This is a genomic window from Emticicia fluvialis, from assembly GCF_024793945.1.
Taxonomy (GTDB): domain Bacteria; phylum Bacteroidota; class Bacteroidia; order Cytophagales; family Spirosomataceae; genus Emticicia; species Emticicia fluvialis.
Genome location: NZ_JANUSD010000029.1, coordinates 1 through 15,027, shown reverse-complemented (window position 1 = coordinate 15,027; position 15,027 = coordinate 1). Strand labels below are relative to the sequence as shown.

Genomic DNA, 15,027 nt, shown 5'->3' with positions numbered 1-15,027 from the left:
GTATCTTCATCTTCTCTTTGTGTTGCACCTCTAAGATAACACTTTTTAGAGGAACAAAGAAAAATCCCCGCGTCTTTTTTGACCGGGGATTCCTATTTTTAGACCTTTTTAGACAGCCTCTTTGCTTTGTATGATTTTAATAAACAAAATTTAAAAATGAGCCTGGGCTATCAAATTGCTAATCAATCTGCCATTCATTATCTGACTTTTCAGGTTGTGGACTGGGTGGATGTTTTTACCAGACAAGTTTACAGAGATATTCTGCTTGATAGTTTCAGGTATTGTCAGAAAGAAAAAGGTCTTTGGTTATATGCGTATGTTGTGATGTCGAACCATGTTCATCTGATAGCGGCTTCAAAAGACGGTAGATTGTCTGATTTAGTGAGAGATATAAAAAAGTTTACGGCATCCAGGATTTTAAAAGCTATTGAAACTGAACCTGAAAGCAGAAGAGATTGGTTAATGAAACGATTTGAATTTGCAGCAAGAAGTAAATCAAATATGAAAACATTGCAATTCTGGACGCATGAAAACCACGCCGTAGAAATATTTACTGACAAGTTTTTCTTTCAGAAAGTTGATTACATACATGAGAACCCGGTAAGAGCAGGTATTGTAGCTACACCGGAAGACTACCTTTACTCTTCGGCAAGTAATTTTATTGACAAAGGCGGATTAATTGAAATTGAGTATTTCGGCCCAAGGTTTATAGATGGTAGCAGGCAGACGATGTATTTTTAAAACAGATTGCTTGTTTGCTGAATGCCGTTCTAAGAACGGCAGACACACTGACTCAATTGAAATTGAGCCAAACTGGTGTTGGCTCTATTCTTCTTTTGGCTTTTCAATTGGTATGCGTCTATCTAGGCAATATTCATAAATTTCAGAATCATTAATGAAATATTTATCACAAAATTCATCAAGTTCTTTTTCTGTCGACTTATAATATCTTTCCTCTGCTGTCAAGAGTTTTTCAGCCTGCTCTATAAATTTTTCAAATTCACTATTTATTTTACAAAGTTTATCAATCGTTTTAAAATCTAAATCGTGGTATCGGGCTGTAAATAGAACTCGGCTTTGATATGGGTTTGATTCTAATTTAATTATACCAATTCCAAAAGATTCATTTAATCTTGCCATTTCTTCAGTCAAACTATCACTATATTCAAAAACAACTAAGTATCCATAATTCGCCCAACTTGAATTCGAAACTGCCTGAAAAAAAGCTCTTTTTAGTTCGCTATCAGTATTTATTTCTTTCTTAATTTCATACGAACTAAGTTTGAATGTATCTACCTTATTAATTGCCTTAATGAAATTTTGACTTGCCTTGCTTCTTAAATTTAAGAACTTTATCCCAACAATATCCGGGTGAGTCCATATTTGATTATTATCATTTCCATTCGATTGTTCGTGGAAGATTGTTTTAGAATAAATTTCTGTATTCTTTAAATAACTGCTTAAAAGCTTATGTAAATCTCTTTCTTGAAAAGCTTTTGTTTTTACTTTATTTTCAAACTTATCAGGGACTACTTTATTGTCTCCTGAAAGGATTTCAATTTCAACTGATTGCTCATTTTTAGTTAAATAATATAAATAGGATCCCGACTTTTTAATTCTTTTTACTCGCGAATCACCAATTCTGATAAAATCTCCTAATTGTGCTGAAACCGTTGAAGAAGGTGTTTTAGAATCTCTGAAATCTATATAATTCTTTAAAATAATATGATTTGTTATGTCATTATAATTTGTCAAACCTCCAATATCTTCTAAACTTTTTAGTATTGCCTCTTTTATAGTCATAGGAAATATTTAATTTATTAGGTGATAAACTATTTTTTTTTTAAATAATATGCAACATTTCAAAATTTTGCGCTGGGCAAACTGATTCATTTATTCCCCAAACCCCAACTCAACTGCCAACTCAATCCAAATTTATCGGCAATGAAGGCGAATTTCTTGCTGAAGGGGTACTCACCCAGGGGCATCATGGTCATGCCACCTTCTGACAGGCTGCTGTAAAGGGCATCTATTTCTTCTTCGGTTTCACAATTGACATAGACCGACACCGCTGGCGAAAAACTGAACTGGTGCGCAAAGCTGCTGTCTATGGCCATATAGGTTTGCCCTGCTAAGGTAAAGGTGGCGTGTTTCACTTTTCCTTTATGTCCGCCCGGTTCGTCGGTTTCATAATGTTCTATGTGCTGAATGGCTGAATGCTTAAATAAGGATACATAAAACCTGATGGCCTCTTCGGCTTTACCGTACTGCTCACCGACAAACATCAGAAAGGTGATGGTTTTTTGCATAAATTTAATGCTTCCTGCTTCTGCTTTTAATTTTCCAGAAATTTTATTTATTATTTTTACTCAGCGAGACGCTGCGTTTATAAAAACCCAATCAACTTTCATTTTACCCTTTCTTTCCGTTTCGCCAAAAACGCTTCTATTTCCGCCAGGCTCAGGGCATTGAACGTCATGCCGGTAGTAAGGCCGCCTTTGCGGGCTACTGCTACGCCATAGTGCATATCCATGTAGCCATCCATTTCGTGGGCATCGGGGTTGATGCTCAGCATTACGCCTTTTTCAAGGGCATATTGTATCCAGCGCCAGTCTAAATCAAGGCGGTATGGGCTGGCGTTGATTTCTATCACCACGCCGTTCGCCGCACAACTGTCGATAACGACCTTGTAGTCAATGGGGTATCCTTGCCTTGAAAGCAGCAGCCTGCCCGTCGGGTGCCCCAGAATAGTAGTATATGGGTTTTCGATGGCTTTCAGGAGGCGTTCGGTGGCGCGTGCTTCTGTCATATTCAGGTTCGAGTGGACCGACGCCACCACAAAATCAAAAGTAGCCAGCACCTCATCGGGGTAATCCAGTGAGCCATCTCCCAGAATATCCGACTCAATACCTTTCAGAATTTTAAAGGGCTTGCCTCCACCCGCATTCAGTTTTTGGTTCAGTTCTTCAATTTCGGTATGCTGCTGCATTACTTTATGCACACCCAGCCCCGATGCATACTGCGCCGACTGCGAGTGGTCGGCGATGCCGAGGTACTCAAAGCCCAGTTCTTGACAATAGCGCGCCATTTGCTCGAGCGAATGCCGGCCGTCTGAGTACGTAGAGTGGTTATGCAAAATACCTTTCAGGCCCTGCCAGGTTATCAGGTCTTCGTTTTTGTGGTTGGTTATCCACTCAAACTCGCCTGCGCCTTCGCGCATTTCGGGTATGATGTAAGGTATGCCGTATTTTTCGTATATCTCCTCTTCGGTGCTGATACCCTGCGCTGCGCTTATCTGCATCAGGGTTTTGCCCTGCTCGTTTTTATGTTTCAGGTGGTTGATATCTGCCGAATATATAAACTGTTTTTGCACTAGCTGGCTGGCAGGCACAAACCTGATTTCGAGGTCTATTTTGTTATCCAGGTATTTACCGCGCCAGGTAAATGGCGACGATATCCGGGGGTTTTCAGCAAAACTTTCAGGCAAATGTGCAAAGAAACCATGCGCTTTGGGCGCTTCGTCAGTTACCAGAAACAGCAATGAATCAACGATTTCGTTTTTACGGCGCACCTGCCCGGAAACCTCTGCCCTGCTGAAATACTTTTTCAGTTCTGCGGCAATGGTATCTGCCAGCGCTTGGGCTTTATCCATGCGCAGTTTACCTGCCTGGCTCTGCAAAAAAACGATTGATTCCAGTATAGAATCCTGCGTTTTGCCGCCAAAGCCTTTTACTTTGCCCAGGGTGCCGTTTTCGCAGGCTATCTGCAAATCATTGATATTGTCTATGCCCACTTCTTTCCATAGAACTTTTATTTTCTTAACCCCTATGCCCTTTATTTTGAACATGTCAATCACGCCCTCGGGGGTATTAGTCAACAAATCCTGTAACTCTTTCAGGGTTCCGGTAGTTACTATCTCAAGCACTTTGCCTGCCACGGTTTTACCCACACCCTGCACCTGCGTAAGTTGGGCAAGGTCCATACCGGCGAGGTCTCCGGTAAATTTATCGAGGTAATAAACAGCGTTGGTATAAGCCCTTATCCGAAATTCGTCGGCATCGTGCAATTCCATTAACTTTGCGGTCAGTTCAAGTGTTTCAACTATGTATTCGTTAGTAACCATGCGCGTAGGTAGTATTAGGATAGAGTATCTGTTCTGATTTTTTGAAACTCAAAATAAATAATAAATTGTGAAACTGATAGTAATTATCTTGTTTCATTCGTTAATATAGCTCTGGTTTAAAAGCAAATTCTGAAAATCTGATGAAAAAAATGCTGTTTCTGTGGTTGCTGAGCCTTAGTGCACTGGCACAGCAACCTGTTTTAAAAGTAAAAGTAAGCGGTTTTGAAAACACAAAGGGAAAACTGATGCTGGAAGTAGTAAATGCCCGCCAGCAACCCCAAAGCCGGATGATGGTGCCCATAGGCAACAAGCTGGCTATGGCAGATATACTGGGCCTAAGCCCGGGGCAATATTCGGTGCGGGTGTATCATGACGTAAACGGCAACCAGAAACTTGATACCAACCTGATAGGCATACCGAAAGAACCCTGGGGGATGTCGAACAACGTAAAGGCTGTGCTTGGCCCACCAGATTTTAAAGAAAGCCTGTTTTGGCTGAAAGAAGATAAAACAATTGAAATTGTACTGCAATAAGGCTATGCTTTGTTTTGCCGTATCATGCAGAAAGCTATCGGGGTATTTGCAGAAAGATTTGTTTCTGCCCACAGGCCATGCCAGATGGCAGAAACAAATTGTTATAGCCCACCAAAATATTTGATTTTATACGGCTACAGGCGCTTTAATGGCCGGGTATGGGTCATATTCTTCCAGGCGGAAATCTTCAATTTTAAAGTCGAAAATGCTTTTTACCTCGGGGTTTATCCACATTTTGGGTAGCTTGCGTGGCTCGCGCGATAGTTGCAGTTCAACCTGTTCCAGATGGTTCAGGTAAATGTGGGTATCGCCGCCTGTCCAGATAAACTCATGTGCTTCCAGCCCGCACTCCTGCGCTATCATCATGGTCAGTAAGGCATAAGAAGCAATATTGAAAGGCACACCCAGAAAAACATCGGCACTGCGTTGGTATAACTGGCATGACAGCTTGTTATCGGCCACATAAAACTGAAACAAGGCATGGCAGGGCATTAAAGCCATTTGCGAAAGCTCGCCGACATTCCAGGCAGAAACGATAATCCGGCGCGAATCAGGAGATTTTTTAAGGGTATTAATTACCTCTTTCAGCTGGTCTATACTGCTGCCGTCGGCGGTGGCCCAGCTACGCCATTGCTTGCCGTAAATGGGGCCCAGGTTGCCATCGGCGTCCGCCCATTCATCCCAGATAGATACCCCGTTTTCTTTCAGGTATCCAATGTTGGTTTCGCCTTTGATAAACCACAACAACTCATGAATAATAGACCGCGTATGTACTTTTTTGGTAGTTACCAACGGAAAACCCTCTTGCAGATTAAACCGCATCTGATAACCAAAAACGCTAATGGTACCGGTGCCGGTACGATCGGTTTTTCTGGTTCCGTTTTCTAGTATATGTTTGAGTAGGTCCTGATACTGCTTCATGGTATTGCGGCTATATAGAATTTTTGCAAAGGTAATGAAATTATTAATTTAAACCCGTAGTGCATTTTGAATCGGAGAATTTAAGCTGCCAATAAATATTCTAAAGGGTTTTATTGAAACTTTCAGTTCAACATCTTCAAGTCCTTTGATGCAGAAATAAATCTGCACTTGTTTAGGATTGCTTTTAGATTGGTTCTGCGTTTTTTGAAAGATTGGGTATCCCGTAGGGATGATATATCGGTAGAAAATATTGCTGATACACGTATTAAGTCCCATCGGGACGATATATTAAGTACTCTAAAATAAATATATTATCCCTGACGGGATACGCAGCTATAAGCCAAATCTACGTCTACTGATATACCATCCCTACGGGATTCCGTTTGAATGAAAGGTTAACTGATTAAATTCAATAATCTTTGATTAGTGCTAATTTGAGGTCTATTAGTGTATGCTTCTTAAATGCACTAAGAGTTAATTTAAGTAACGCTGATTTAACAGGTGATTATGGAGAGAGGGTGTCTTAAAAAGAAATTCACAAAAATTTTATCTGGCAAAAATCTCTTTAAGACAGCCGCTCTCCAAATTTTCATCTAACTAAACATGGCCGCAAACATTCTGTTCGCGCCACAATAAAGGCTTAACCTACCACAATGGGCGCGGCCAGGCATGAGTCCGGAATATTGAACGCCTCAACCAGTGGTACGGCATCGGTTCTTATATCCCAGCATAACTGGTTTACCAACTTGCGGATGGCCTTTGTTTTGGCGGCTTCCATGTAGCCTTCTTCCAGATACCAGCCTTTGTTATGCTCAATTTCCGACAAAGCAAATAACTGTTTCAGTTTGGTCAGAATCGCCTTCAGGCCTTTGTCTTCTACTCCGTTTACAGCCGTTTGAAACTGCTCCAGCATCAGCCTGTCCAGATACGCCCGCGCCACATCCTGCATCTGGTGTTGGGCTACGTTAAAGGCATCGTAGGCATCAAGCCCGCTTTCAATGAGCTTTTTCATACGGCGCGCCGCCGATGCCAGAATCACCTTCTCGCGGTACTCAAAAGCATTTTTATGGAAGGTGTCGTCTAGCAGATGCGCCTCATCGGTATTGCGGGTAGCCATTGGGTTTTTCTGCATTATTACCGTTTTGGTTTGCTCATACACGTAGTTAAGCATACCAATGCTATCCATCTGCTCAAAGGTTTTTCTGAACTCGGCCAGGCGGCTTTTGGCTACCAGCTGCATCAATACGGTGTTGTCGCCCTCAAAGGTGGTATATATTTCGGTATCGTTTTTCAGGGCATCAATGCGGTTTTCAGACAAATAACCCTTGCCGCCGCAGGCCTCGCGGCATTCCTGCAAAATATCGCGGGTGCTCCAGGTTACGTACGACTTCATACCGGCAGCCAGCGCTTCTATCTCCTGCATATCAGCCTCGGTTCTATGCAAAAACCGATGGGTAAGGTATTGCAGGCCAAAGTGCATGGCGTATGTTTTGGCCAGCAGGGGTATCAGCCTGCGCTGGTGCATGCGGTAGTTCAGGATAGGCACCTCAGAGCCGCCCTCGGGGCCAAACTGCCTGCGTTGGTCGCCGTATCTGATGGCAATGGTTAACCCCGATTTAGAAGCCGCAAGCGCCGAACGCGGAATGCCGATTCGCCCGCCGACCAGCGTGCCCAGCATGGTAAAGAACCGGCGGTTGTCGCTCGGAATCGGGCTTTCAAACAAACCATCTTCATTTACGGTAGCGAAGCGGTCGAGCATATCGTCTTTGGGTATCACCACGTTATCAAAACTGATGGTGCCGTTATCTACACCGTTCAGCCCCATTTTAGGGCCGCAGTCGGCAATGGTTATGCCCTTTAGGGTGTTGCCAGCTTCGTCGCGCAATGGCACCACAAAAGCATTAACGCCGTAATCTTTGCCATCAATAATCAGTTTGGCAAAAACGGTGGCCATGCGGCCATGTCTGGCGGCGTTGCCAATGTATTCTTTTTGTGCTTTGGGGTGCGGCGTATGTATAGTAAAACTGCGGGTGCTGTGGTTATAAGTAGCGGTAGTTTCAATGCCCTTCACGTTTGAGCCATGATTGGTTTCTGTCATGGCAAAGCAACCGGGGATTTCGAGCGTACCTATTTTTTGCAGGTACTTTTTGTAGTGTTTTTCGGTACCTAATGAATACACGCTCATGCCCCAAAGCCCAAACTGCACGCCGAATTTTATAACCAGGCTGAGGTCATGGTAACTGAGGGTTTCCATAATGGCAAAGTAGTCGGCAATGTTGTTGCCCCCGCCATATTGTTTGGGGTAGGCCATATTACCCAGATTCTCGGCAGCCAGTATTTTGCACCATTGCAGCACTTTTTCTCGGTACACCTCAATATCGGTTGAGGTCTCGTAGGCAAATTCAGGCCTGCTGATAACCCCTTTTACCCGATTGATGATAGGCGCATAGCTGCCATCGAGCAATTCGGTTAGCTTGCGGGTATCAAAACTATGGGTGGTATGGTGTATAGACGTAAATGTTTTACCGGCTGTTTTAAACTGGCTGATGGCCTCTTCACCGGCCAGACCCAGGTTCAGCTCAAGGGTTATAAAGGCCGGTTCCCGTTCGGCCACGTCTTTATCATTACCCGACAACCATACCGACACATCAAAAATATCTCTGGCCTGTGGCAATGCCTGCAAGGCTGCTTCAATTTCGGTTTTCCAGTTGGCCAGTTGCTGCCTGCCTGGCGGTGTGGCTATGTTGAGCCGGGCCATCAGGTATTGCTGCTCGGTTGCTGTAAGCCAGGGCTGGTTGTCTATAAAGTCTTTGAGTGTCTGTAATTCTTTTTGGGTCAGGAGGTCGTCTGACCAGACCAGGTAAAAAAGCGGAAGAAAAGCCTTCAATTTTTTGTTCTCCATCATGCAAATCAATTGTTGTGGTATAGTGGGTAAATATACCGGTTTCTGCAATGCCCCAAACGGGTTTTATGGTTTTGCCATTTCAGCAAAGGTAACAGGCAACCGGGGTGTTTTACGCAATAACAACTTTTGGCGCTATTTGGTTAATGAGAAAAAGAATATTTTATCATTTTTTTGCAATAATTGTATAAATTATTTTATTATTCTAAGTTTTTTGTTAGATTAGCTTACGCTTTGACCCGTAAACAGTATGCAGCCTAAAACCTAAAGGAGTGTCTCGCACCGACACCACAACCGATGCTGTCTTTCAATTCTACTGCTCTGCTAATTTTCACCAAAAGCAGCAAAAACTTATTATTTTTCAACAGGTTGACATGGCAGACCAAAATCAGGAAAGGGAGGTAATCCTGCTTACAATAGATATAGCCACACTTGTTTACCTGACGGGTTTTGCCTTGATTTTTGCACTGTTACTGGTGCTTAAGCTAAAACACTGGAAAGATACGCTTGAAAAACTGGAAACCCGGGCGCAGCAGGTACAGGCAATATTATTAGAGCGATTGGCACATCAGAATAAATTTCTGAATCAATTAAGAAAAGAATTGCATGAGAGCCCCTGCCAGCTGCTCTTTGTGGCGCAGATTAACCTCAATATGGCAGAGGAAGACCAACCCACGGGCGATGAACACATTCTTCTTTTTACGAATACCAACCGGCTGATAACCCAGACGATTCAGGAACTGCGCAATCTGATGAGACGACTGGAAGAGGCTGCCGCCCCGGCTGAAAGCCTTACGGCGGGTATCAGACATGAACTGGATAAAATCAGGAATACAACCCTGACCGACACCCGCATGACGGTGGTAGGGCGGGTGTTTGCACTACGGCCCGAGCAGGAGATTATTTTACTGAAAATGATTCAGGAATTATGGAGTACCACAGATTTTGAAATACCGCCAGCCGAATTATGGATTGACTTGCGCTTTGAGCCGGATAATTTTACCATGCTTTTAAGCCTGTGGCATGGCAGCGATGTTGATGAAGCGCAAAGGCGCATAATTGAGCAGCAATCGGCAGAAACAAGAAAAAAATGCAGGTTAATAGATTTTGACTGCCGGCAGGCATGGGCTGATGCCCGAACGGTTGTTTTTGAATTCAGCGCCTGTAAACAAGGTTGCATTGGCAGCCCCCGGCATTATTGCTGGTGATACTTCTGCCCGCTGGCCACTTTTTCAATGGTTTTTACGATTCTTGCCGCCCGGGTTTCGTCGGTTTTGGCAGAGTAAATCCACTCAATAAAACCTTTTTTTTCACCTTCAGAATACGCCATGAATTTTTCATACAGGCCGGGTTCGTCTTTCAGGCAGTCGGCCAGTTCTTCCGGCACATCTGTCGGCAGGTTGTCGGCATATAAAATAACCCTTACGGTGTCGCCGAGTTGTTTTTTGATTTTCTTTCTGATTTCAGCCTTTACCGGAAAAAACAGCCTCCCCTGCCCTATGGGCATCAGGTTATAGCCGCGTATCTCATAGCCGTCAACCGAACCCCTTACCCGCACCCAGCCGAAAGGCCCTTTGCGTGGGGCATCCATTTCTTTTATTTCAACGTATGTCCACCCACCGGGGGCGTCCATTTTTTCGAGGCGATACTCCTGGTCAATCAGCGGTTTTTCCATTGCTATTTAGATTTTTTAGCCAAAGGGTTGTAATTGAGGCAAAGCTGCAGCCAGTGTTCAAGGTCTTTTCGGGTTCTGATACCCCGCTCGGTTACGTACACGTAGCCCTTCATGGCCTTACCGCTAAAGTCCATCGGCAGGCAATCGGGGTTTTCTATGGCTGTGGCAAAATCTTCGGGGCTCAGGCGGCAGAGCACCACGTCTTCACCAGTCTTTTTATTGGTATGCGTGGCACAGCACATCTTGTCGTCGACCATGATACAAACCCCGCTGAACATGGTTTTTTCAGTAAAACTCACCTGTTTTTCTGTAAGAATATCTCTGATTCTGTTCAGAAAGGCTTCGTTGTAGGGCATGGGCGAAAAAGAATTATTGGTAAATTGCAGAGAGAAGGCAATGCCCTCTCTCTACACAAGTTTACTGTTTTACCTTACTCATTCAAAGAATAAGAATGCGTTATTTCGGCAGTGGGCGATAACTGCGCTGTGGCCGAGCAATATTTCTCCATTGATAACTTGATGGCTCTTTCTATCTTCTCTGTGTCAATGGTTCCCTTAAATGCGTAATGAATATTAATTTTTCTGAAAGGCTTCATTTCTGTACCTTCTATCTGAGTACGCTCGCCTTCTACACTTATCCGCAGGTCTTCAATTATCTGGCGTTGTTTTTTAAGTACCAGTATTACATCAATGGCAGTGCAACCACCCAGGCCCATCAGCAGCAGCTCCATGGGTCTGGCACCGGCGTTATGCCCGCCTATCTCCACGTTGGCATCAATGTGGTTGGTTACTCCCGAAACGCCTGTTGCCTCAAAATGAAAGGCATCATCCACTCTTACTAATTCTACTTTCATATTATTATTTTGTTGTAGTGCTCTTCTCTTAGCTGGATAATCCAGCGATTTGTTTATAAATTAAACTGCTTTACTTATCGTTTATGGGTTGTTACTTTTTTGCCTGAAAAAAGTAACGCAAAAAGCAGGCATCATTTAACTCGCACAATTAAAAATCTGATATTTCATTTCTTTTAATCCGTTTTTTTTGTTTGATTTTTAATCGTGCTCAAACAGGAAATGATGCTAGCGGTCTATTAATCTTTAGTTGTTATTCTTTTTTCTACAGATTTCCTATTATACTCCTTACTCTGTGCAACTCTGTGCCAAACTTGGCGTACCTCCGTGGTAAAAATAAATTGTGTAACATTGAGCTACTTTGTGTACATCGTGGCAAAATTTTCTAGCAATCGGATTTTCAAAAATATAAATCAATTATTTTATATATACGAAAACAATAAATCCTTATACGAAGTTTCCTGATTGCGACGTACTGAAAGTTCGCCTTAAAGAGTCAATTCGACAATCTGCAATCGATATTCGGCAATTACTTGGTTTTAATTCTGGAAGTTTTTTAAGAAATTGCAGTTTCAAACGGCACATAGCCATTTTAAACTGGTTATGGCACACCAAGGCACTGCCAATTCAGTAACAAATAAAACAGATTTTTAAAGAAAAACCGATAAAATGGCGAAATACAATTCACTGAGAGAAATTCAGGAGGCAATCAGAAAACAGGAGACGTCTTGTGTAGCGTTGGTGAAATATTATCTGGAACGAATTGAGGAAAATAAAAATCTGAATGTTTTTTTGGAAGTGTATGCCGGCGAGGCATTAAAAAAAGCCGCTGAGGTAGACGAAAAAATAAAAAACAACACCGCCGGCAGGCTGGCCGGAATGGTAATAGGCGTAAAAGATGTGCTGGCCTACCAGGACCACGGTTTACAGGCAGCCAGCAGGATTCTGGACGGCTTTGAGTCGCAGTTTACGGCAACGGCTGTACAAAGGGTAATAGACGAAGACGTAATTATTATAGGCCGCCAGAACTGCGACGAATTTGCGATGGGGTCGTCGAACGAAAACTCGGCGTTTGGCCCGGTACGCAACTATGCCGACCCTACCCGTGTGCCGGGTGGCTCGTCGGGGGCATCGGCGGTGGCAGTACAGGCCGATATGTGCCTGGCTTCGCTGGGTTCAGACACGGGCGGTTCTGTTCGTCAGCCGGCTGCTTTCTGCGGCGTTATTGGTATAAAACCTACCTACTCGCGGGTTTCCCGCTGGGGACTGATTGCGTATGCGTCGTCATTCGACTGCGTGGGGCCCATTACCAGAGATGTAGACGATGCCGCGCTTCTGCTTGAAATTATTGCCGGAGCAGACGAGTACGACAGCACCGTATCCAGCCGCCCTGTGCCCGCTTTTACCAAGCAACTAAGCCCCAAAAAACACTACCGCATTGCCTACATGCGTGAGGCGCTGGAAAGCGAAGGGCTGGACGAAGACGTTAAACAACGAACTTTTGACACCATAAACTGGTTAAAAGACCAGGGCCATGTGGTAGAGGCTGTAGACTACCCATTGCTAAAATATCTGCTACCTACTTATTATATACTGACAACTGCCGAGGCCAGCTCGAACCTGTCGCGTTTTGATGGCGTGAAATATGGCTTCCGGGCAGGCAGCAAAGTTGACAATCTGGAAAGTCTCTACAAAAAAACACGTGCAGCAGGCTTCGGGGCTGAGGTTCGGAAGCGCATTATATTAGGCACTTTTGTATTAAGTGCAGATTATTATGACGCCTATTATACCAAAGCACAGCGGGTTCGTCGTTTAATAAAAGAGTCGACCGACAAAATCCTGTCGGCTTATGATTTTCTGATTTCGCCCACTACCCCAACGCCGCCCTTTAAAATAGGTGAAAAATCGGAAGACCAATTGCAGATGTTTCTGGCCGATATTTTTACGGTACAGGCCAATGTAATCGGGAATCCGTGCGTTTCGATTCCGAACGGACAGAGTTCAGACGGCCTGCCGATTGGAATACAGGTGCTTGGCAAAAATTTTGAAGAAAGTGAAATGCTGGCCTTCGCTAAATTTTTGCAGCAACAGTAAGCCCCTGAAAGCGGTTTGAACAGCCCTGCGCCTGGCTTAAAACAACTGTTTTTCAAGGTTTTCGGAAAACCCCGATGGTTGTTTCAAGGTATAAAAGTTGCCTCAAACCGGCTTCTAAATGCTTATTGTTTTTTCAGAAAAATTTGAAAATATCAAAAAAAGTTTTACAATTCCTTGACAAACAAGCGGTTGTGTTCTATTTTTGACAAACATTGCTTTCTTAGTGCCATTACAAAAGCTGAAATCCCGTAGTAAAAAGATATTGAAATTATGACATTACTCAAGAAGTGCCTCGTCATTGCGAGCTTTATTGGCTGTGCCTCATTTACCGTTCAAGCCCAGTCTGTAATTCCAAAAGAAGCCACATTGGTATCGTCTGAAGACACGCTCAAAGAGCAACCTGTAGAAGCCTTTATACCAAGCGCCGATGCCAGAAAGGTACGCGAGGGCTTTCAGAAAATGCAGAAGACTATTCCTTTGGAGTACAACGCCACAGTGCAAAGTTTTGTAGAATACTTCATTTACAAGAAGCCCAGTTTTACAAAGCGAATGCTGGAGAAAAAAGATTTCTATTTCCCGATTTTTGAGAAATATCTGGCTAAATATGAAATGCCCGACGAGCTGAAGTACTTGTCGATGATTGAATCGGCCCTGAATCCGAAGGCGGTATCAAGAGCCAAGGCAGTAGGTTTGTGGCAGTTTATGAAACCAACCGGCCGTGAACATGGCCTGAGAATTGATGAATATGTAGACGAACGCATGGACCTTGAGAAATCGACTGATGCCGCCTGCCGTTATTTCAGACAATTATATAAGATATTTGGCGATTGGGAACTGGTGCTTGCTTCTTACAACACCGGGCCGGGTAACCTGAGAAGGGCCATTAGACGTGCCGGAAACATTACTAACTACTGGGAGCTTCACCCCTACCTGCACCGCGACACCCGCACTTATGTACCGCAGTTTACTGCCATTATGTACATGATGCACCATGCCGATGAATATGGCATTGCCGGTGATGATTCGTTAAGAATGGCGCCAAGAGAATACCAGACCATAACCGTAGACGGCTATGTAGATGTAGAGGCATTCAGCAATGCCAGCGGTATCAGCCTTGATGATATACAGTTATTGAACCCCCACCTGCTAAAAGACCACGTACCGGCATGGAGCCGTGGCCTTGACCTGAGGATTCCGGCTGAAAGCTATGCTTATTTTGAGGCCAACCGAAATACTATTCTGGAGGCGGCATCTAAAAAACAAGGCAATACGATGCTGGCGTCTAACGAAGCCAGAACCGAACCCGGTGTGGTAATTATAGGGGGCAACAACAGCGGCTATGCCCAGGCTGAAAGTGAAAGTGAAGAAGAAGAAAACGTAAAACCCGAGCGCCAGGAAGACGAGGTAAGAAAGATAAAGAAAGTAAAGAAAAGATACCACGTAGTGAAACGGGGCGAAGTGCTGAACAGAATAGCCACCAGGTATAATGTGGAAATGTATGACCTGAAGGTTTGGAATCACCTGAAGTCGTCTAAAATACTTGCTGGCCAACGTCTGGTGATTCTGGATGACGACAACGAGGAAGTAACAGAGGTGGAACGCATTGTTAAACACGAAAGAAAAACCAAAAACCATATTGAAAACACCAAGCCTAAGTATCATGTGGTGCAAAGAGGAGACACCCTCTGGAAGATATCACAACGTTATGGTGGCATTTCGATAGAAAAGCTTAAAAAATTGAACGGATTACGCTCTAACAGCGTAAAAGCCGGACAAAAACTTAAAATAAGCTGATTGGGCTAATACTGTCTAGTCCTAAATAAGCGATACACTTATTTAGATTTAAAAAACTAATTTACGGAATCCAATTGGGAGTTTTCAATTGGATTCTTTTTTTATAAGTTCGGATTTTTACTTGGCATTGTTGAT

Annotated in this window: 13 protein-coding genes; 5 read left to right on the top strand and 8 right to left on the bottom strand. The window is 43.7% G+C overall.

Translation table 11 applies throughout. The features are described from left to right. Positions 1 to 156 precede the first annotated feature (156 nt). Entirely contained in the window at positions 157 to 741 is a 585-nt protein-coding gene (locus NZ848_RS21300; RefSeq protein WP_259017199.1) for an REP-associated tyrosine transposase, read from the top strand. Positions 742 to 825: 84 nt separating this feature from the next. On the opposite strand, the gene NZ848_RS21295 is transcribed toward NZ848_RS21300, so the two are convergent. The 3 genes from NZ848_RS21295 to NZ848_RS21285 all read right to left on the bottom strand — a co-directional run bounded on the left by NZ848_RS21295 (position 826) and on the right by NZ848_RS21285 (position 4,123). Continuing rightward, complete coding sequence (locus tag NZ848_RS21295) at positions 826 to 1,803, bottom strand: hypothetical protein (protein ID WP_259017198.1); 978 nt, start codon at positions 1,801 to 1,803, stop codon at positions 826 to 828. A gap of 86 nt (positions 1,804 to 1,889) precedes the next feature. Beyond that, positions 1,890 to 2,309, bottom strand: coding sequence for a VOC family protein (locus NZ848_RS21290; RefSeq protein WP_259017197.1), 420 nt, complete (start codon positions 2,307 to 2,309; stop codon positions 1,890 to 1,892). Between the two features lie 98 nt (positions 2,310 to 2,407). Further along, positions 2,408 to 4,123, bottom strand: a complete 1,716-nt coding sequence (locus NZ848_RS21285; protein WP_259017196.1) for a DNA polymerase/3'-5' exonuclease PolX — start codon at positions 4,121 to 4,123, stop codon at positions 2,408 to 2,410. 140 nt (positions 4,124 to 4,263) lie between these two features. On the opposite strand from NZ848_RS21285, the gene NZ848_RS21280 reads away from it, so the two are divergent. Continuing rightward, positions 4,264 to 4,656 carry a DUF2141 domain-containing protein gene (locus tag NZ848_RS21280; protein ID WP_259017195.1) on the top strand — a complete coding sequence of 131 codons (393 nt, stop codon included), beginning with the start codon at positions 4,264 to 4,266 and terminating at the stop codon, positions 4,654 to 4,656. Positions 4,657 to 4,782: 126 nt separating this feature from the next. Here NZ848_RS21280 and NZ848_RS21275 read toward each other — a convergent pair whose 3' ends face one another. Both NZ848_RS21275 and NZ848_RS21270 read right to left on the bottom strand, forming a co-directional pair. Further along, on the bottom strand, positions 4,783 to 5,577 hold the full coding sequence (locus NZ848_RS21275) for a thymidylate synthase (RefSeq protein ID WP_259017194.1): 795 nt from the start codon (positions 5,575 to 5,577) through the stop codon (positions 4,783 to 4,785). Positions 5,578 to 6,217: 640 nt separating this feature from the next. Next, a complete protein-coding gene (locus tag NZ848_RS21270; protein ID WP_259017193.1) occupies positions 6,218 to 8,482 on the bottom strand; it encodes an acyl-CoA dehydrogenase family protein in 2,265 nt (754 codons plus the stop codon). A 371-nt stretch (positions 8,483 to 8,853) separates the two neighbouring features. Between NZ848_RS21270 and NZ848_RS21265 the strand changes: the two genes are divergently transcribed. Continuing rightward, the gene (locus NZ848_RS21265; protein ID WP_259017192.1) at positions 8,854 to 9,687 is read left to right on the top strand and encodes a hypothetical protein; all 834 of its coding nucleotides are present in this window, start codon (positions 8,854 to 8,856) and stop codon (positions 9,685 to 9,687) included. On the opposite strand, the gene NZ848_RS21260 is transcribed toward NZ848_RS21265, so the two are convergent. From NZ848_RS21260 to NZ848_RS21250, 3 genes are all read right to left on the bottom strand, one after another. Continuing rightward, positions 9,675 to 10,154: a YdeI/OmpD-associated family protein gene (locus NZ848_RS21260; RefSeq protein ID WP_259017191.1), complete on the bottom strand. Its 480-nt coding sequence runs from the start codon at positions 10,152 to 10,154 to the stop codon at positions 9,675 to 9,677. The genes NZ848_RS21265 and NZ848_RS21260 overlap by 13 nt on opposite strands. Positions 10,155 to 10,156: 2 nt before the next feature. Then, positions 10,157 to 10,510, bottom strand: a complete 354-nt coding sequence (locus NZ848_RS21255; RefSeq protein ID WP_259017190.1) for a TfoX/Sxy family protein — start codon at positions 10,508 to 10,510, stop codon at positions 10,157 to 10,159. A gap of 74 nt (positions 10,511 to 10,584) precedes the next feature. After that, the gene (locus NZ848_RS21250; RefSeq protein ID WP_259017189.1) at positions 10,585 to 11,007 is read right to left on the bottom strand and encodes an OsmC family protein; all 423 of its coding nucleotides are present in this window, start codon (positions 11,005 to 11,007) and stop codon (positions 10,585 to 10,587) included. A 666-nt stretch (positions 11,008 to 11,673) separates the two neighbouring features. Between NZ848_RS21250 and gatA the strand changes: the two genes are divergently transcribed. Next, positions 11,674 to 13,098: an Asp-tRNA(Asn)/Glu-tRNA(Gln) amidotransferase subunit GatA gene (gatA, locus tag NZ848_RS21245; RefSeq protein WP_259017188.1), complete on the top strand. Its 1,425-nt coding sequence runs from the start codon at positions 11,674 to 11,676 to the stop codon at positions 13,096 to 13,098. Positions 13,099 to 13,368: 270 nt separating this feature from the next. Continuing rightward, complete coding sequence (locus NZ848_RS21240) at positions 13,369 to 14,892, top strand: lytic transglycosylase domain-containing protein (protein ID WP_259017187.1); 1,524 nt, start codon at positions 13,369 to 13,371, stop codon at positions 14,890 to 14,892. The last annotated feature ends 135 nt before the right edge of the window (positions 14,893 to 15,027 follow it).